General features: G+C 62.8%; 18 protein-coding genes. 14 read left to right on the top strand and 4 right to left on the bottom strand.

All coding sequences use genetic code 11. The annotated features are described in order from the left end of the window. Positions 1 to 38 precede the first annotated feature (38 nt). The 4 genes from ABRP30_RS22410 to purT all read left to right on the top strand — a co-directional run bounded on the left by ABRP30_RS22410 (position 39) and on the right by purT (position 2,541). Entirely contained in the window at positions 39 to 563 is a 525-nt protein-coding gene (locus ABRP30_RS22410; RefSeq protein ID WP_349974763.1) for a gamma carbonic anhydrase family protein, read from the top strand. Further along, positions 556 to 756, top strand: a complete 201-nt coding sequence (locus tag ABRP30_RS22405; protein ID WP_267818359.1) for a DUF1289 domain-containing protein — start codon at positions 556 to 558, stop codon at positions 754 to 756. The genes ABRP30_RS22410 and ABRP30_RS22405 overlap by 8 nt, the downstream gene beginning before the upstream one ends. Before the next feature lie 59 nt (positions 757 to 815). Then, positions 816 to 1,283, top strand: coding sequence for a VUT family protein (locus ABRP30_RS22400; protein WP_174142354.1), 468 nt, complete (start codon positions 816 to 818; stop codon positions 1,281 to 1,283). Between the two features lie 76 nt (positions 1,284 to 1,359). Further along, complete coding sequence (gene purT / locus ABRP30_RS22395; protein ID WP_267818355.1) at positions 1,360 to 2,541, top strand: formate-dependent phosphoribosylglycinamide formyltransferase; 1,182 nt, start codon at positions 1,360 to 1,362, stop codon at positions 2,539 to 2,541. 107 nt (positions 2,542 to 2,648) lie between these two features. On the opposite strand, the gene ABRP30_RS22390 is transcribed toward purT, so the two are convergent. The 3 genes from ABRP30_RS22390 to ABRP30_RS22380 all read right to left on the bottom strand — a co-directional run bounded on the left by ABRP30_RS22390 (position 2,649) and on the right by ABRP30_RS22380 (position 6,252). After that, entirely contained in the window at positions 2,649 to 3,950 is a 1,302-nt protein-coding gene (locus ABRP30_RS22390) for an MFS transporter (protein ID WP_349974762.1), read from the bottom strand. Between the two features lie 277 nt (positions 3,951 to 4,227). Further along, positions 4,228 to 5,433 (bottom strand): transporter associated domain-containing protein, encoded by a 1,206-nt coding sequence (locus ABRP30_RS22385; RefSeq protein WP_349974761.1) that lies wholly within the window; start codon positions 5,431 to 5,433, stop codon positions 4,228 to 4,230. Between the two features lie 9 nt (positions 5,434 to 5,442). Continuing rightward, positions 5,443 to 6,252 (bottom strand): inner membrane protein YpjD, encoded by an 810-nt coding sequence (locus ABRP30_RS22380; RefSeq protein ID WP_241804334.1) that lies wholly within the window; start codon positions 6,250 to 6,252, stop codon positions 5,443 to 5,445. 295 nt (positions 6,253 to 6,547) lie between these two features. Between ABRP30_RS22380 and ffh the strand changes: the two genes are divergently transcribed. The 6 genes from ffh to ABRP30_RS22350 all read left to right on the top strand — a co-directional run bounded on the left by ffh (position 6,548) and on the right by ABRP30_RS22350 (position 10,604). Next, positions 6,548 to 7,924, top strand: coding sequence for a signal recognition particle protein (gene ffh, locus ABRP30_RS22375; protein ID WP_241804335.1), 1,377 nt, complete (start codon positions 6,548 to 6,550; stop codon positions 7,922 to 7,924). 235 nt (positions 7,925 to 8,159) lie between these two features. After that, the gene (gene rpsP / locus ABRP30_RS22370; protein WP_012315971.1) at positions 8,160 to 8,411 is read left to right on the top strand and encodes a 30S ribosomal protein S16; all 252 of its coding nucleotides are present in this window, start codon (positions 8,160 to 8,162) and stop codon (positions 8,409 to 8,411) included. A gap of 5 nt (positions 8,412 to 8,416) precedes the next feature. After that, positions 8,417 to 8,953, top strand: a complete 537-nt coding sequence (gene rimM, locus ABRP30_RS22365; RefSeq protein ID WP_241804336.1) for a ribosome maturation factor RimM — start codon at positions 8,417 to 8,419, stop codon at positions 8,951 to 8,953. 3 nt (positions 8,954 to 8,956) lie between these two features. Further along, positions 8,957 to 9,709: a tRNA (guanosine(37)-N1)-methyltransferase TrmD gene (gene trmD, locus ABRP30_RS22360; protein ID WP_008094486.1), complete on the top strand. Its 753-nt coding sequence runs from the start codon at positions 8,957 to 8,959 to the stop codon at positions 9,707 to 9,709. Between the two features lie 42 nt (positions 9,710 to 9,751). Continuing rightward, entirely contained in the window at positions 9,752 to 10,102 is a 351-nt protein-coding gene (gene rplS, locus ABRP30_RS22355; protein WP_008094487.1) for a 50S ribosomal protein L19, read from the top strand. Positions 10,103 to 10,196: 94 nt separating this feature from the next. Beyond that, positions 10,197 to 10,604: an acyl-CoA thioesterase gene (locus ABRP30_RS22350; protein ID WP_267818343.1), complete on the top strand. Its 408-nt coding sequence runs from the start codon at positions 10,197 to 10,199 to the stop codon at positions 10,602 to 10,604. Between the two features lie 4 nt (positions 10,605 to 10,608). Here the strand turns inward: ABRP30_RS22350 and ABRP30_RS22345 are convergent, their stop codons facing one another. Next, on the bottom strand, positions 10,609 to 12,435 hold the full coding sequence (locus ABRP30_RS22345; RefSeq protein ID WP_349974760.1) for a sodium:proton antiporter: 1,827 nt from the start codon (positions 12,433 to 12,435) through the stop codon (positions 10,609 to 10,611). Positions 12,436 to 12,503: 68 nt separating this feature from the next. Here ABRP30_RS22345 and xerD point away from each other — a divergent pair, with 68 nt between their 5' ends. The 4 genes from xerD to thrC all read left to right on the top strand — a co-directional run bounded on the left by xerD (position 12,504) and on the right by thrC (position 17,268). Next, entirely contained in the window at positions 12,504 to 13,400 is an 897-nt protein-coding gene (gene xerD, locus ABRP30_RS22340) for a site-specific tyrosine recombinase XerD (RefSeq protein WP_349974759.1), read from the top strand. Positions 13,401 to 13,552: 152 nt separating this feature from the next. Further along, positions 13,553 to 14,314: a bifunctional protein-disulfide isomerase/oxidoreductase DsbC gene (dsbC, locus tag ABRP30_RS22335; RefSeq protein WP_241804340.1), complete on the top strand. Its 762-nt coding sequence runs from the start codon at positions 13,553 to 13,555 to the stop codon at positions 14,312 to 14,314. Between the two features lie 82 nt (positions 14,315 to 14,396). After that, positions 14,397 to 15,701: a homoserine dehydrogenase gene (locus ABRP30_RS22330; protein WP_241804341.1), complete on the top strand. Its 1,305-nt coding sequence runs from the start codon at positions 14,397 to 14,399 to the stop codon at positions 15,699 to 15,701. A gap of 157 nt (positions 15,702 to 15,858) precedes the next feature. Further along, complete coding sequence (gene thrC, locus ABRP30_RS22325; protein ID WP_241804342.1) at positions 15,859 to 17,268, top strand: threonine synthase; 1,410 nt, start codon at positions 15,859 to 15,861, stop codon at positions 17,266 to 17,268. Positions 17,269 to 17,335: the final 67 nt, after the last annotated feature.

The raw sequence follows: 17,335 nt of genomic DNA, 5'->3' as shown, positions 1-17,335 counted from the left end.
GGCGCCCCCCTTCGCCGCTGATACCCTGAGGAGCGAGAATGAAATACCGCCTGGGCGACCTGCGGGTCGAGAGCCATGCCACCAGCTGGGCCGCGCCCAATGCCATGCTGATTGGCAAGGTGCGCCTGCAGGCGCGCGCCAGTGTGTGGTTCGGCGCCGTGCTGCGCGGTGACAACGAGTTGATCGATATCGGCGAGGACAGCAACGTCCAGGACGGTACCGTGATGCATACCGACATGGGTTCGCCGCTGACCTTGGGCAAGGGCGTGACCATCGGCCACAACGCCATGCTGCATGGTTGCACGGTTGGCGACTACAGCTTGGTCGGCATCAATGCGGTGATCCTCAACGGTGCGCGCATCGGCAAGCACTGCATCATCGGCGCCAATGCGCTGATCCCCGAGGGCAAGGAAATCCCCGATGGTTCGCTGGTCATGGGTTCGCCTGGCAAGGTCGTGCGCGAGCTCACCGAGCAGCAAAAACGCCTGCTCGAGGCCAGCGCCGCGCACTATGTGCACAACGCCCAGCGCTATGCGCGGGAGTTGGAGGTGGACGATGAGTGAGGTGATCGCCACTGAGCGCCCGGTCGCTTCGCCCTGCGTGAGCATCTGCGCGCTGGACGAGCAGGATGTGTGCACCGGGTGCCAGCGTACCGTGGCAGAGATTGGCCGTTGGGGGCGGATGGACAATACCGAACGCCGGGCGGTGCTCAAGCGTTGCCATGAGCGGGCGGTGGCTGCCGGATTGATCATGTAAGCGCTGCGGTTGACTCGAAAATCAGGTAATCTGTGCCGCTTGCCGGACGGTCACTGCCCATGTTCTTTCTAATCGCTTACATCAGCAGCGTTGTACTGATCAACTTTGCCTTTTCCAGCGCCCCGCACCTGGACGTGATCTGGTCCGCCTGGGGCGGGCTGGTGTTCATCCTGCGTGACATGGTGCAGACCCGCTACGGCCATGGCGCGCTGATCGCCATGCTGCTGGCCCTGGTGCTGTCGTACGTGACGTCCGAGCCGGCCATTGCCCTGGCCAGCGCCACTGCGTTCTTCGTTTCCGAGCTGATCGACTGGCTGGTGTTCAGCATTACCCGGCGCCCCTTGCGTGACCGCTTGTGGTTGAGCTCGGCACTGAGCATCCCGGTCGATACCTTCATTTTCTTCGGCATGATCGGTGCCCTGACACCGGCCGTGATCGGCACCGCAATGGCCTCCAAGTTCGCCGGCGTGACTGCGGTGTGGCTGGCCATGGCATTTCGTGCGCGGCGGGCTGCCGTGGCCGGCTGATGGTGTAGAATACCGGTCCTTTTTCAGCGGGCGGCGCTTAGACTGGCGCGGCCCCGGACGCCTTCGAGGACCTGAAATGACCCGTATCGGAACCCCATTGTCGCCTACCGCGACCCGTGTACTGCTCTGCGGCTGTGGCGAGCTGGGCAAGGAAGTGGTGATCGAGCTGCAGCGCCTGGGCGTCGAAGTGATCGCCGTGGACCGCTACGCCAACGCACCGGCCATGCAGGTCGCGCACCGCAGCCACGTGGTCAACATGCTCGATGGTGTCGCCCTGCGCGCCATTATCGAGGCTGAAAAACCGCATTACATCGTCCCCGAAATCGAAGCCATCGCCACCGCTACGCTGGTCGAGTTGGAGAACGAAGGGTTCAACGTCGTGCCGACCGCCCGCGCCACCCAGCTGACCATGAACCGCGAGGGCATTCGCCGCCTGGCGGCCGAAGAGCTGGACCTGCCAACCTCGCCGTACCACTTCGCCGACACCTTTGAAGACTACGCCAAGGCTGTGGCCGATGTCGGTTACCCGTGCGTGGTCAAGCCGGTGATGAGTTCGTCCGGCAAGGGCCAGAGCCTGCTGCGCAGCGATGCCGACCTGCAGAAGTCTTGGGACTACGCTCAGGAGGGTGGCCGCGCCGGCAAGGGCCGCGTGATCATCGAAGGCTTCATCGACTTCGACTACGAGATCACCTTGCTGACCGTGCGCCATGTTGGCGGCACCACGTATCTGGAGCCAGTCGGTCACCGTCAGGAGAAGGGCGACTATCAGGAGTCGTGGCAGCCCCAGGCGATGAGCCCGAAAGCCTTGGCCGAGTCGCAGCGTGTGGCGAAGGCGGTCACCGATGCGTTGGGCGGCCGTGGTTTGTTCGGCGTCGAGCTGTTCGTCAAGGGCGATCAGGTGTGGTTCAGCGAAGTCTCGCCACGCCCGCACGATACGGGCCTGGTCACCCTGATTTCCCAGGACCTCTCGCAGTTCGCGCTGCATGCCCGTGCCATTCTGGGCCTGCCGATCCCGGTGGTACGCCAGTTCGGCCCTAGCGCTTCGGCGGTGATCCTGCCTGAAGGCCAGTCGCAGCAGACCAGCTTCGCCAACCTCGGCGCAGCGTTGAGCGAGCCGGATACCGCGATCCGCCTGTTCGGTAAGCCGGAAATCAACGGCCAACGCCGCATGGGTGTGTGCCTGGCACGTGATGAGTCGATCGAAGCGGCGCGCGCCAAGGCGACCCGTGCGGCGCAGGCGGTCAAGGTCGAGTTCTAAGCTTTGAGCTGCAAGCTGCAAGCTGCAAGCTGCAAGCTGCAAGCTGCAAGGGGATGCCTTTGCTTGCAGCTTGAGGCTTGCAGCTTCAAGCCTGCAGCTTCAAGCCTTCAAAGCTCCGTGTGGCGGGTCTCTTTCAGGCACAGCACAGCGATCAGGCTGATTACCGCCGCAACCGATACATACCCACCTACCCAGCTCAGCCCGCCCATGCTCACCAGCTTCTGAGCAAAGAACGGCGCCGCCGAAGCCCCGACGATGCCGCCCAGGTTATACGCCGCCGATGCGCCGGTATAACGCACGTGAGTAGGGAACAGCTCTGGCAGCAATGCGCCCATCGGTGCGAACGTCACGCCCATCAGAAACAGCTCGATGGCCAGGAACAACGCAACACCTGTGGTCGAGCCAGAGGTCAGCAAAGGCTCCATGGTGAAGCCCGAGGCCACCGCCAGCAGACCGCCGACGATCAGCACCGGCTTGCGCCCGTAACGGTCGCTGAGCCAGGCCGACAGCGGCGTGGCCAGGGCCATGAAGACCACGGCGAAGCAAAGCAGGCCTAGGAACGTCTCGCGGCTGTAGCCCAACGTCGTGACGCCGTAGCTCAGCGAGAATACCGTCGAGATGTAGAACAGCGCATAGCACACCACCATGGCCGCGGCCCCCAGCAGTGTCGGCAGCCAGTACTTGCTGAACAGGTCCACCACCGGCATTTTCACCCGCTCGTGGCGGGCCACGGCCTTGGCGAACACCGGGCTTTCTTCAAGCTTGAGGCGTACGTACAGGCCTACCAGCACCAGCGCGGCACTGAGCAGGAACGGAATGCGCCAGCCCCACTCACGGAACTGCTCGTCGCTGAGCAGCAGGGCCAAGGTCAGGAACAGGCCGTTGGCCGCCAGGAAGCCGATCGAAGGGCCTAGCTGCGGGAACATCCCGAACCAGGCACGCTTGCCCGCCGGCGCGTTCTCGGTGGCCAGCAACGCCGCACCACCCCATTCCCCGCCCAGGCCAAGGCCCTGGCCGAAGCGCAGCAGGCACAGGATGATCGGTGCCCACACGCCGATGCTGTCGTAGCCTGGCAGCACGCCTATCAGCGTGGTGGATACCCCCATCAGCAGCAGCGAGGCGACCAGCGTCGACTTGCGCCCGATGCGGTCACCGAAGTGCCCGAACAGTGCGGATCCCAGCGGGCGGGCGAGGAAGGCGATGCCGAAGGTAAGAAAGGCCGCCAGCATCTGTGCGGTGCCCGACCCCGAAGGGAAGAACACGGGCCCGATCACCAGCGCAGCGGCAGTGGCATAAACGTAGAAATCGTAGAACTCGATGGCGGTGCCGATGAAACTGGCAGTGGCGACCCGCGCGGGGGAGTTGACCGGCGCGGCAGGCGCCTGGGCATACGTGCTGCTGGTTGTCATTAAGTAGGTCCCTAACAGTCTGGTCGTGCTCCATGGGCTTTGCCCGCGAAGGTTTCCGCCGGCCAGTAAAGGGCAGGTACGGTTCGCGGACGCCGGAGCGTATTGTTCTTGTTCGCCCGACTGACGATAGCCCAAGGGGGATAGGGGCGGGAGCGGGCACTGTTCAGGGTGTTGAAGCAGGACCGCAGGGCGCGTCAGTGGGGCGCGCTGGCCGTGAGGCGCCGGGTGCGGGTAGCGGGCGGGACGGCAGGGCTGGGTAAGCGTGACCCGAGTATAGCTAGCGGGTCACGGTCCACACCAGTACCTTGCTGGCGCAATTGTCCTCTGTTTCGAGGATTTCCAGGCGATAGCGGCCGATCTTCAGGCACACAGCGCTTTCCGGGATGCTTTCCAAGGCCTCGGTGACCAAGCCGTTCAGGGTCTTCGGCCCACCGTCGCTGGGCAGGTGCCAGCCCAGGGTGCGGTTGATTTCGCGCAGCGAAGCGGCGCCCTCGATGACGAAGGTGCCATCGGGCTGTGGGTGAACATGGGGGTTGTCGAGGCTGTGCTCTTCCTCGAACTCGCCGACGATCTCTTCGAGTATGTCTTCCAGGGTGACGATACCCAGTACCTCACCGTATTCGTCTACCACCACGCCTAGCCGGCGCTGCTGCTTGTGGAAGTTCAGCAGCTGCAATTGCAGTGGCGTGCTTTCGGGGACGAAGTAGGGCTCGTAGCAGGCATCGTGAAGTTTCTCCAGCGTCAGCTCGGCCTTGGGCAGCAGGTGGCTGATCAGCTTGGTGTTCAGGATGGCTTCGACTTGGTTGATATCGTTGTGATACACCGGCAGGCGCGTGTGGCGGCTGAGGATCAACTGCTCGATGATGCGTTCGATCGGCTCGTCGAGGTTGATGCCGTCGACCTCGTTGCGCGGCACCAGAATGTCGTTGACGGTGACCTTGTTCAGCGAGTGCAGGCCATCGAGCAGGCCGTGGCGCGGCATGTCGTGGTCTTCATCGTCGCTGAAGTCATCATCTGCCTGCGGGTGCAGGGCCACTGCGGTGGGCGGCACGCGAAACGGCCGCAACAGCAGCCTGGCGCAGCCGTCCAGCAGGCAGGCCAAGGGTTGCAGCAGCGCCAATGGCAGCTTCAGCAGGCTGACGCCCAGGCTGATGAAGGCCTGCGGATTGCGCCGCGCCAGGCGCCGCGGCAGGTACTCGGCAAAAATCAGCAAGCCAGCGGTGGCGGCCAGGCCTGCCAGCCAGAAACCGTGCTCGCCGTTGAAGCGTTGGCCCATCAGGCAGGCCAGGCCCAGCACCAGAAGCTTGCCCACGCTGGCACACAGCACCAGGGCCTGGGCTGGCAATACGGGGTGCTCGTCATGACCGGGGCGTAACGAGCCGTTGAGCTGCAGGCGGGCGGCATCTACCGCGCTAAACAGCGCCGACCACAGCAGCGCCAGTGCCAGAGTGCCGAGTAGCGGAGCGTACGGCAGGGTGTCCATGGGCGACCGTCAAATATGCAGGATGAATTCGCGAACCAGCTTGCTGCCGAAATAGGCCAGCATCAGCAGGCAGAAACCGGCCAGCGTCCAGCGGATCGCCTTGTGGCCACGCCAGCCCAGGCGGGTGCGCCCCCACAGCAGTACGCTGAAGACGATCCAGGCCACGCAGGCCAGCAGGGTTTTGTGTACCAGGTGCTGGGCAAACAGGTTGTCCAGGAACAACCAGCCGGAGATCAGCGACAGCGACAACAGGCACCAGCCCGCCCAAAGGAAGCCGAACAGCAGGCTTTCCATCGTCTGCAACGGTGGGAAGTTGCGGATCAGCCCGGAAGGGTGCTTGTTTTTCAGCTGGTGGTCCTGCAGCAGCAGGAGCAGCGACTGGAACACCGCGATGGTGAACAGCCCATAGGCCAGGATCGACAGCAGGATATGGGCGAGAATCCCCGGCTCTTCATCGATCAGCGGAACGGTGCCGGGTGGGGCGAACTGGGCCAGCAGGGCCGTGATGGCGCCGAGCGGGAACAGTAGTACCAACAGGTTTTCCACCGGTATGCGCAGGCAGGCCAGCAGAGTCAGGGTAATGACCGCCACGGCGATCAGGCTGGCGGCGCTGAAGAAGTCCAGGCTCAGCCCCAGCGGGGTGATCAGTTGAAAGAACAGTGCGCCGCTCTGGGCGATCACGGCGAGGGCGCCGAGCAGGCCGAGCAGCCGTTTGTCGGCTTTGTTCGACTGGGCCAGGCGCGAACCCTGATAAACGGTCGCCGCTATATATAGGCCGGCGGCGATCAGGTTGGGGATGAGGCTGGGTGAGGAGACCATAAGTCCTGGTGGGCAAGCCTTAAAGAAACGGAGTTTGGCATAGATCGCGCTGGGGGGGCTAGTGAGCTGCATGCTTCAAGCGGCACGCCGCAAACGAAGGCAGATCCGTGGGGGGAGGGGATTTTCTGGTGGTTCGCGGCTTGCGCCTGGCAGCTTCAAAGGTGCCGCCGGGAAGCTGAGGTGTGCGCCGCCGCCGCTCTTCGCTATAATCGCCGCCTTGCTGTGCCCAGCGCGTGTGCATATTCATCTGGGCGCCTGACAAACCTCGGCTTTTACTTGGCCTGAAAGGATCACCATGTTCGAAAACCTGACCGACCGCCTGTCACAGACGCTGCGCCATGTCACCGGCAAGGCCAAGCTGACTGAAGACAACATCAAGGATACGTTGCGCGAAGTGCGCATGGCCCTGCTCGAGGCCGACGTTGCCCTGCCGGTGGTCAAGGATTTTGTCAACAGCGTGAAAGAACGCGCCGTCGGCACCGAGGTGTCGCGCAGCCTGACCCCGGGCCAGGCGTTCGTGAAGATCGTCCAGGCCGAGCTGGAAAGCCTGATGGGCGCGGCCAACGAAGACCTCGCGCTCAATGCTGCCCCGCCTGCCGTGGTGCTGATGGCCGGCTTGCAGGGTGCGGGCAAGACCACCACCGCCGGCAAGCTGGCGCGCTTCCTCAAGGAGCGCAAGAAGAAAAGCGTGATGGTCGTTTCGGCCGACGTTTACCGCCCGGCAGCCATCAAGCAGCTGGAAACGCTGGCCAACGACATCGGCGTGACCTTCTTCCCGTCCGATATCAGCCAGAAGCCTGTGGCCATTGCCGAAGCGGCGATCCGCGAGGCCAAGCTCAAGTTCATCGACGTGGTCATCGTCGACACCGCCGGCCGTTTGCACATCGACGCCGACATGATGGACGAGATCAAGGCGTTGCATGCTTCGGTCAAGCCGGTCGAGACCCTGTTCGTGGTCGATGCCATGACCGGCCAGGACGCCGCCAATACCGCCAAGGCCTTCGGTGAAGCCCTGCCGCTGACCGGCGTGGTGCTGACCAAGGTCGACGGTGATGCCCGTGGCGGTGCTGCGCTTTCGGTGCGTGCCATCACCGGCAAGCCGATCAAGTTCATCGGTATGGGTGAGAAAACCGAGGCGCTCGAGCCCTTCCACCCGGACCGTGTGGCATCGCGCATCCTCGGCATGGGTGACGTGCTCAGCCTGATCGAGCAGGCCGAGCAGACCATCGACAAGGCCAAGGCCGACAAGCTGGCCAAGAAACTGAAGAAGGGCAAGGGCTTCGACCTCGAAGACTTCCGCGATCAGCTGCTACAGATGAAGAACATGGGCGGCCTGGGCGGCCTGATGGACAAGCTGCCGAGCATCGGCGGGGTGAACCTGTCGCAGATGGGCAATGCCCAGGGCGCGGCCGAGAAGCAGTTCAAGCAGATGGAGGCGATCATCAACTCCATGACCCCGGCCGAGCGTCGCGACCCTGACCTGATCAGCGGTTCGCGCAAGCGCCGGATCGCCCTGGGTTCTGGTACCCAGGTGCAGGATATCGGGCGGCTGATCAAGCAGCACAAGCAGATGCAGAAGATGATGAAGAAATTCTCCGCCAAGGGCGGCATGGCCAAGATGATGCGCGGCCTGGGCGGGATGCTGCCGGGTGGCGGCATGCCTAAGCTGTAACCCTTATTCCGGGCGCTTGTCTTTTGCAGGATGAGCGCTCAGAACCCCCGCTGCGGCGGGGCAACGGCCACGCAATCCGTGGCTCAACCGGCAAATCTGGACGGCAGGGCGAGGCCTTGTCGAAAAAGTCATTTGCAAATGTCCGTGTATTCCCCGAGAATATGCGGCCTTTTGGGCACCCGTGTGCCTATTTGGCATTCAGATTTGCAGCACCGACTATAGGAACGATGTTCACATGGTAACCATCCGTCTTGCCCGTGGCGGCTCGAAAAAGCGCCCTTTCTACCACCTGACCGTGACCAACTCGCGTAACGCCCGTGACGGCCGTTTCGTTGAGCGCGTAGGTTTCTTCAACCCGATCGCTGCTGGCGCTGAAGTCAAGCTGTCGGTCAACCAAGAGCGCGTCAGCTACTGGCTGAGCCAAGGCGCACAGCCGTCTGAGCGCGTTGCTCAGCTGCTGAAGGACGCTGCCAAGGCCGCTGCCTGAGCAATATGAACGCGACGCCAGAAAAGGCTGACGACCTCATCGTCGTTGGCAAGATTTTTTCGGTTCACGGCGTTCGCGGCGAGGTGAAGGTGTATTCCTTTACCGATCCGATTGAAAACCTGTTGGATTATCCAAGCTGGACGCTTCGGCACGAAGGCAAGGTAAAGCAGGTCGAGCTGGTCAGCGGTCGTGGCTCCCAAAAGGGCCTGGTCGTTAAACTGAAAGGCCTCGATGATCGTGATGAAGCGCGTCTTCTGAGCGGCTACGAAATCTGCATTGCGCGGAGCCTTTTGCCCAACCTGGCCGCAGACGAGTACTACTGGTACCAGCTGCAGGGCCTGAAGGTCATCAACCAGGACGAACAGCTGTTCGGCAAGGTCGATCACCTGTTGGAGACCGGTGCGAACGATGTCATGGTGGTCAAGCCCTGCGCAGGCAGCCTGGATGATCGCGAGCGTCTGTTGCCCTATACGGCGCAATGTGTGCTGGCAATCGACCTGGAAGCAGGCGTGATGCGGGTTGAATGGGACGCGGACTTCTAAACGATGGGTAACCTTCGCGTAGACGTCATCACGTTGTTCCCCGAGATGTTCTCGGCCATCACGGAGTACGGCATTACCAGCCGCGCGGTAAAACAGGGGTTGCTTCAGGTGACCTGCTGGAACCCGCGGGACTACACCACAGATCGCCACCACACGGTGGATGATCGGCCGTTTGGCGGTGGCCCGGGCATGGTGATGAAAATCAAGCCTCTGGAAGACGCCCTGGTTAGCGCCAGGCAAGCGACCGGAGCATCGGCAAAGGTGATTTACCTTTCGCCGCAAGGCCGCAAGCTGACTCAGCAAGCGGTCAAAGGCCTGGCCGAACAGGAATCGCTGATCCTGATCGCCGGTCGTTATGAAGGCATCGACGAGCGTTTTATCGAAGCTCATGTCGATGAGGAGTGGTCGATTGGCGACTATGTGCTTTCCGGTGGCGAGCTGCCGGCCATGGTACTGATCGATGCGGTTACACGGCTGCTGCCCGGAGCTTTAGGGCATGTGGACTCGGCGGAGGAAGACTCCTTCACCGACGGTCTGCTCGATTGCCCGCACTACACCCGACCTGAGGTGTATGCGGATCAGCGTGTTCCCGACGTGTTGCTAAGTGGCAACCATGCACACATCCGGCGTTGGAGGATGAAGCAGTCCCTTGGTAGGACCTTCGAACGACGCGCCGATCTTCTGGAAAGTCGCTCGCTTTCTGGAGAAGAGAAGAAGCTGCTCGAGGAATATCTCCGCGAGCGGGACGATAGTTAAACGTATCGATGGTGGATCACGTATCCATCTTAGGAGCACAGCATGACCAACAAGATCATCCAGCAGCTCGAAGCCGAGCAGATGAGCAAGGAAATCCCGACCTTCGCACCAGGCGACACCATCGTCGTTCAGGTTAAAGTGAAGGAAGGTGAGCGTTCCCGTCTGCAGGCGTTCGAAGGCGTCGTTATCGCCAAGCGTAACCGTGGCCTGAACAGCGCCTTCACCGTGCGCAAAATCTCCAGCGGCGTTGGCGTTGAGCGTACCTTCCAGACCTACAGCCCGCAGATCGACAGCCTGGCCGTGAAACGTCGTGGTGACGTGCGTAAAGCCAAGCTGTACTACCTGCGCGACCTGTCCGGCAAAGCCGCTCGCATCAAGGAAAAACTGTCCTGAGTACAGTTTGCCCGGTGGCTCTGGCCGCCTAGCGAGAAAAAAGCAGCCTTCGGGCTGCTTTTTTGCGTTTTGAAACCCGAAAGAAGTGACGGACATGACCAGCCGAGACCAGGAAATTCAGCGCCGTACCGAGTTGTCGGTGACCCGCGTGACCAAAGCGGTATTCCCCAGCACCACCAACCACCACAACACCTTGTTCGGCGGCACTGCGCTGGCCTGGATGGACGAAGTGTCGTTCATCGCCGCTACGCGCTTTTGCCGGTTGCCGCTGGTGACCGTCTCCACCGACCGCATTGACTTCAAGCACCCGATCCCGGCGGGCACTATCGTCGAGCTGGTGGGCACGGTGATCAAGGTCGGAAACACCAGCCTGCAGGTTCAAGTGGACGTATTCGTCGAGAACATGTACCTGGATGGGCGCGAGCGGGCGATCCATGGAGTGTTCAGCTTTGTCGCCATCGACGAGGACAAGCGCCCGGTGCCGGTGTTGCCACAGGCCTGAGGGCTCAACCCGGCGCGGCAGTCGTCTCGGTGACGGGGGCCGGTTCTACCAGCGCCACCAAGGTCCAGCCAGGCTGCGGCGCAAACGGGTTCTCGGGGCTTGATACATGCACCCAGCCCTGGGTATCCCGGGCAAACAACAGATGTGCGCGCTCGCCATGCAGCGCCTGGTAATTGCCCCAGTCGAAGCCCTCGGTCAGGGTGGTGCTGTACAGCTCCGCGCCATGATGCAGGCGATTGGCCATTTGCTGGTAGGTCATCGGGCTGGAGCCCAGCAGTTGGCCGCGGTGCTCTTCGCTGGCCCGGTGTTTGTCGCTGCGCTGCTTCTCCAGGCCGCTGGCCAGCACATACAAACGGCCGTGGCCGAAGTCATGGCGAAAGCGCGCACAGGCCAAGGCGTTGATTTCTCCGGCAGGTGACAGCCCTAGCAGGTGGCCGAGGCCTACCAGGTCCAGGTGCGCGTCGGCATGTTGCGAAGCCGGGTTGCCAAAGTAGGTTGGCAGCCCCTCCATGCGTGCCGCACGAATGTTTTCCCAGCTCGAATCGGTCAGCAACACACGGCAACCCAGTTGTTGCAGAGCCTTGCCGAGGGTGCGTGCAGGCTCGTTGGCGCCGACGATGAGAAAACCGCTGGGCGCAGGCTCCGCCACTTTCAGCAGGCGCGCCAGGGGGCGCGCCGTTGCGCTCTGCAGCACGACCGTGCCGATGATCACTGCGAAGGTGAGCGGCACCAACAGCAGCGCGTCCTGATGCCCGGCCTCATGCAGGCGGATGGCGAATATCGCCGACACTGCGGCGGCTACGATACCGCGCGGTGCGATCCAGGCCAGCAGCGCCCGTTCCCGCCAGTTCAGCGTGGACCCCAGCGTTGACAGCAAGACATTCAACGGCCGCGCCACCAGCTGGATCACCAGCAGCAGTGCCAGTACGGCCGGGCCCAGCCCCAGCAGGGCGTGCAGGTCGAGCCGAGCGGCCAGCAGGATGAACAGGCCAGAGATCAGCAGTACGCTGAGGTTCTCCTTGAAGTGCAGGATCTGCCGTACATCCACGCCACGCATGTTGGCCAGCCACATGCCCATGACCGTCACCGCCAGCAGCCCGGACTCGTGAACGATCTGGTTGGCGGCGATGAAAATACCCAGTACGGCAGCCAGCGACGCCAGGTTGTGCAGGTATTCCGGCAGCCATTGCTCGCGCATGATCTGCCCCAGTAGCCAGCCGCCGGCGGCGCCCAGGGCGCTGCCGCAGAAGATCACCCCGGCAAAGGTGCCCAGGCTCTGGCTCAGGCCATCGCCATCGGCGCTGGCGATGATGAAGCTGTACACCACGACGGCGAGCAGGGCACCGATCGGGTCGATGACGATGCCTTCCCAACGCAGGATGTTGGCAATGGTTGCCTTGGGCCGTACCACGCGCAGCATCGGTACGATGACCGTAGGCCCTGTCACCAGGGTCAAGGTGCCGAACAGGATTGCCAGCGGCCAGTCGAACCCCAGCAGCCAGTGCGTGGCCAGGGCGATCACCAGCCAGGTCGACAGGGCGCCGACGGTGACCAGTCGGTGCACCACGCTGCCGATCTCCCGCCATTGCGAGAGGTGCAGGGTCAGGCTGCCTTCGAACAGGATCAGTGCCACCGCCAGTGACACCAGAGGCATCAGCAACGGGCCGAACAGCGCTTGCGGGTCGAGCCAGCCGAGCAACGGCCCCAGCGTTATGCCGGCCAGCAGCAGGAAGAGAATCGCCGGAAGCTTCAGGCGCCAGGCCAGCCACTGGCAGGCGAGGGCGGCGGCACCGATACCGCCCACACTGAGAAGGATCTGCTGTTCGTTCATGCGGGCTCCCTATGCCGGCGTTGTTATGAAAGACTAAGCGTCATTTCGTCGTTTGCCACCGAGTTTTCATGCCTGCCCTTGACCACCCCTTGATCGACCAGTTCCTTGATGCCCTGTGGCTGGAAAAAGGCCTTTCAGACAACACTCGCCTCTCCTATCGCAGTGACCTGGCACTGTTCAATGGCTGGCTGCAGGATCACGGCCTGGCCTTGCCTGAGGCCGGTCGGGAGCTGATCCTCGATCACCTGGCCTGGCGCCTGGATCAGGGTTACAAACCCCGTTCTACAGCGCGTTTTCTCTCCGGTCTGCGTGGCTTTTTTCGCTACTTGCTGCGGGAAAAGCTCGTTGCCGTCGACCCGACCCTGCAGATAGAGATGCCGCAGCTGGGCAAGCCCTTGCCCAAGTCGCTGTCGGAAGCCGACGTCGAGGCCCTGTTGCAGGCCCCCGACCTTGGCGAACCCATTGGCCAGCGCGACCGGGCCATGCTTGAGGTGCTGTACGCCTGTGGTCTGCGCGTTACCGAACTGGTCAGCCTTGCCCTGGACCAGGTGAACCTGCGCCAGGGCGTGCTCCGGGTGATGGGCAAGGGCAGCAAGGAGCGCCTGGTGCCCATGGGCGAAGAGGCGGTGCTGTGGCTGCAGCGCTACCTGCGCGACGGGCGCGCCGAGCTGCTCAGCGGGCGCCCGAGCGATGTGTTGTTCCCCAGCCTGCGCGGTGAACAGATGACCCGCCAGACGTTCTGGCACCGCATCAAGCATCACGCGCGGGTAGCCGGTATCGACAAGCCCCTGTCGCCGCACACCTTGCGTCACGCCTTCGCCACCCATCTGCTCAACCACGGTGCCGACCTGCGCGTGGTGCAGATGCTGCTGGGGCACAGCGATCTGTCGACCACGCAAATCTATACCCATGTGGCCAAGGCCCGCCTGCAGCAACTGCACGCACAGCACCACCCACGTGGATGAATGATTTTCATGTTCCGCCGGCCGGTACTCGCAGACCCCTTCACCGGTAGCGTGTTGTGGTAGGCTTGGGCGGTTTGCACCAAGGGCCGCACGGTCGCCGCGTTTTTCCGCAGGTGACGCCCCTCGGCCCCTGTCCGCCTTCAGGAGTTCCCATGCGCGTGACCCAGATTTTCGCCGCCGCCGCGTTGGCGCTGGCCAGTACCTTTGCCGTTGCCGCGGCGACCGACAGCAATGCCGCTGCCGAGCAGGCGATTCGCAAGTCGTTGCAGAACCTTGAGCTGGAAGTGCCGGTCGAGAGCGTGGCCAGCAGCCCGCTCAACGGCCTGTATGAAGTCAAGCTGCAGGGCGGCCGTGTGCTGTACGCCAGCGCCGATGGCCAGTTCGTCATGCAGGGCTACCTGTACCAGATCCAGGACGGCAAGCCGGTCAACCTGACCGAAAAGACCGAACGCCAAGGGGTCGCCAAGCTCATCAATGGCATTCCAGCCGCCGAGATGGTGGTTTATCCTGCAAAGGGCCAGACCAAGTCGCACATCACCGTATTCACCGACACCACCTGCCCGTATTGCCACAAGCTGCACGCCGAAGTGCCAGAGCTCAACCGTCGCGGTATCGAAGTGCGCTATGTCGCCTTCCCGCGCCAGGGGCTCGGCTCGCCGGGTGACGAGCAGCTGCAGGCCGTGTGGTGCTCCAGTGACCGCCGCGCAGCGCTGGACAAGATGATCGACGGCAAGGAAATCAAAGCCGCCAAATGCACCAACCCGGTGGGCAAGCAGTTCCAGTTGGGCCAGTCGATCGGCGTCAACGGCACGCCGGCGATCGTGCTCGAAAATGGCCAGGTGATTCCAGGTTATCAACCGGCACCGCAAGTGGCCAAACTGGCCCTGGCCGGCCAACAGCAGGCCGCCAAGTAAATCATTCAGTACGCCGTCGTCATGGGGTGACGGCATGTTTCACGGTCGGCGCAGGTGCCGGCCGTTCAATGGGGAGTTCACAGTGAAACCGGTCAAAGTAGGCATCTGTGGGTTGGGGACCGTCGGTGGCGGAACCTTCAATGTACTTCAGCGCAACGCCGAGGAGATTGCCCGCCGTGCCGGGCGCGGTATTGAAGTGGCACAGATCGCCATGCGCTCGCCTAACCCGAACTGCCAGATTACCGGTACCCCCATTACCGCTGATGTGTTCGACGTTGCGAGCAACCCGGAGATCGACATTGTCATCGAGCTGATCGGTGGCTACACCATCGCCCGCGACCTGGTGCTCAAGGCCATCGACAACGGCAAGCACGTGGTCACCGCCAACAAGGCGCTGATCGCCGTACACGGCAACGAAATCTTCGCCAAGGCCCGTGAGAAGGGCGTGATCGTCGCCTTCGAAGCCGCAGTGGCAGGTGGCATCCCGGTGATCAAGGCGATCCGCGAAGGCCTGTCGGCCAACCGCATCAACTGGCTGGCCGGGATCATCAACGGCACCGGCAACTTCATCCTCACCGAGATGCGTGAAAAAGGCCGCGCCTTCCCCGACGTGCTGGCCGAAGCGCAGGCGCTGGGTTATGCCGAAGCCGACCCGACTTTCGACGTCGAAGGTATCGATGCCGCGCACAAGCTGACCATCCTGGCGTCCATCGCCTTTGGTATCCCGCTGCAGTTCGACAAGGCCTACACCGAAGGCATCACCCAGCTGACCACCGCCGACGTGAACTACGCCGAAGCCCTGGGCTACCGCATCAAGCACCTGGGTGTGGCCCGCCGCACTGCAGAAGGCATCGAGCTGCGCGTGCACCCGACGCTGATCCCGAGCGACCGTCTTATCGCCAACGTCAATGGCGTGATGAACGCCGTGATGGTCAATGGCGATGCGGCAGGCTCCACCCTTTACTACGGCGCCGGCGCCGGCATGGAGCCCACCGCCTCCTCGGTGGTCGCCGACCTGGTCGACGTTGTCCGCGCCATGACCAGCGACCCTGAAAACCGCGTACCGCACCTGGCCTTCCAGCCGGATTCGCTGTCGGCGCACCCGATTCTGCCGATCGACGCCTGCCAGAGCGCCTACTACCTGCGTATCCAGGCCAAGGATCACCCGGGCGTGCTGGCCCAGGTGGCGAGCATCCTCTCGGAGCGCGGCATCAACATCGAGTCGATCATGCAGAAAGAAGCCGAGGAACAGGACGGCCTGGTGCCGATGATCCTGCTGACCCACCGTGTGGTCGAAAAGAGCATCAACGACGCCATCGTTGCTCTGGAAGCCTTGCAGGACGTGGTCGGTAAGGTCGTGCGCATCCGCGTCGAACAGCTCAACTAAGCGGCAAGCTTCAAGCTGCAAGCTGCAAGAAAAGCAGTTCGGTGTTGAGGCTTTTAACAGTTTAAATTTGCGGCAAGGGCAGTGCAGGGCGTAAGAGAAATGCCGATCGGCTTTTTCTTGCAACTCGCAGCTTGCCGCTCAAACCGAAGGTTTGCATATGCGCTATATCAGCACCCGCGGCCAGGCACCGGCCCTGAATTTCGAAGACGTCCTGCTGGCTGGCCTGGCCAGCGATGGCGGCCTGTACGTGCCAGAGAACCTCCCACGCTTCACCCAGGAAGAAATCGCTTCCTGGGCGGGCCTGCCGTATCACGAGCTGGCTTTCCGTGTGATGCGCCCGTTCGTCGAGGGCAGCATTGCCGACGCCGACTTCAAGAAGATCCTGGAAGAGACCTACGGCGAGTTCGCCCACGCCGCGGTCGCTCCGCTGCGCCAGCTGAACAGCAACGAGTGGGTTCTTGAGTTGTTCCACGGGCCGACGCTGGCCTTCAAGGACTTCGCCCTGCAGCTGCTCGGGCGCCTGCTCGATCACGTGCTGGCCAAGCGCAACGAGCGCGTGGTGATCATCGGCGCGACCAGCGGCGACACCGGCTCTGCCGCGATCGAAGGCTGCCGCCGCTGCGACAACGTCGACATCTTCATCCTTCACCCGCACCAGCGCGTGTCGGAGGTTCAGCGCCGCCAGATGACCACCATCTTCGGCGACAACATCCACAATATCGCCATCGAAGGCAACTTCGATGACTGCCAGGAGATGGTCAAGGCCAGCTTCGCCGACCAATCGTTCCTCAAAGGCACCCGCCTGGTCGCAGTCAACTCGATCAACTGGGCGCGGATCATGGCCCAGATCGTTTACTACTTCCACGCTGCCCTGCAGCTTGGCGGCCCGGCGCGTTCGGTGGCGTTCTCGGTGCCGACCGGTAACTTTGGCGACATCTTCGCCGGCTACCTGGCACGCAACATGGGCCTGCCGGTCAGCCAGCTGGTGGTTGCCACCAACCGCAACGACATCCTGCACCGCTTCATGAGCGGCAACCAGTACGTCAAGGAAACCCTGCACGCGACCTTGTCGCCGTCGATGGACATCATGGTCTCGTCCAACTTCGAGCGCTTGTTGTTCGACCTCCATGGTCGCAACGGCGCGGCTATCGGCGAATTGATGGCCAACTTCAAGCAGGGTGGCGGTTTCAGCGTCGACCAGGACCGCTGGACCGAGGCGCGCAAGCTGTTCGATTCGCTGGCCGTCAGCGACGAGCAGACCTGCCAGACCATCGCCGAGGTCTTCGCCAGCACAGGTGAAGTGCTCGACCCGCATACCGCGATCGGTGTGAAGGCCGCGCGCGAATGCCGTCGCAGCCTGGATACCCCGATGGTGGTGCTGGGCACCGCGCACCCGGTCAAGTTCCCGGAGGCCGTGGAGAAGGCGGGGGTCGGCAAGGCGCTGGAGCTGCCTGCGCACCTGAGCGACCTGTTCGGCCGAGAGGAGCGCTGCACGGTTCTGGCCAACGACCTCAAGGCCGTCCAGGCCTTCGTCAGCCAGCACGGTAACCGCGGCAAGCCGCTTTAATCGTGATGAAGGGGGCCGCTGCGCGGCCCCGCTTTTAGACTTTTCCCTGGTTTTATTCAGATTTTTC

It is taken from the genome of Pseudomonas sp. WHRI 8519, from assembly GCF_040224055.2.
Classification (GTDB): Bacteria; Pseudomonadota; Gammaproteobacteria; order Pseudomonadales; family Pseudomonadaceae; genus Aquipseudomonas; species Aquipseudomonas putida_X.
Note: the sequence above shows the minus strand (reverse complement) of the source record. Positions and strands in the feature narration are given on the sequence as shown.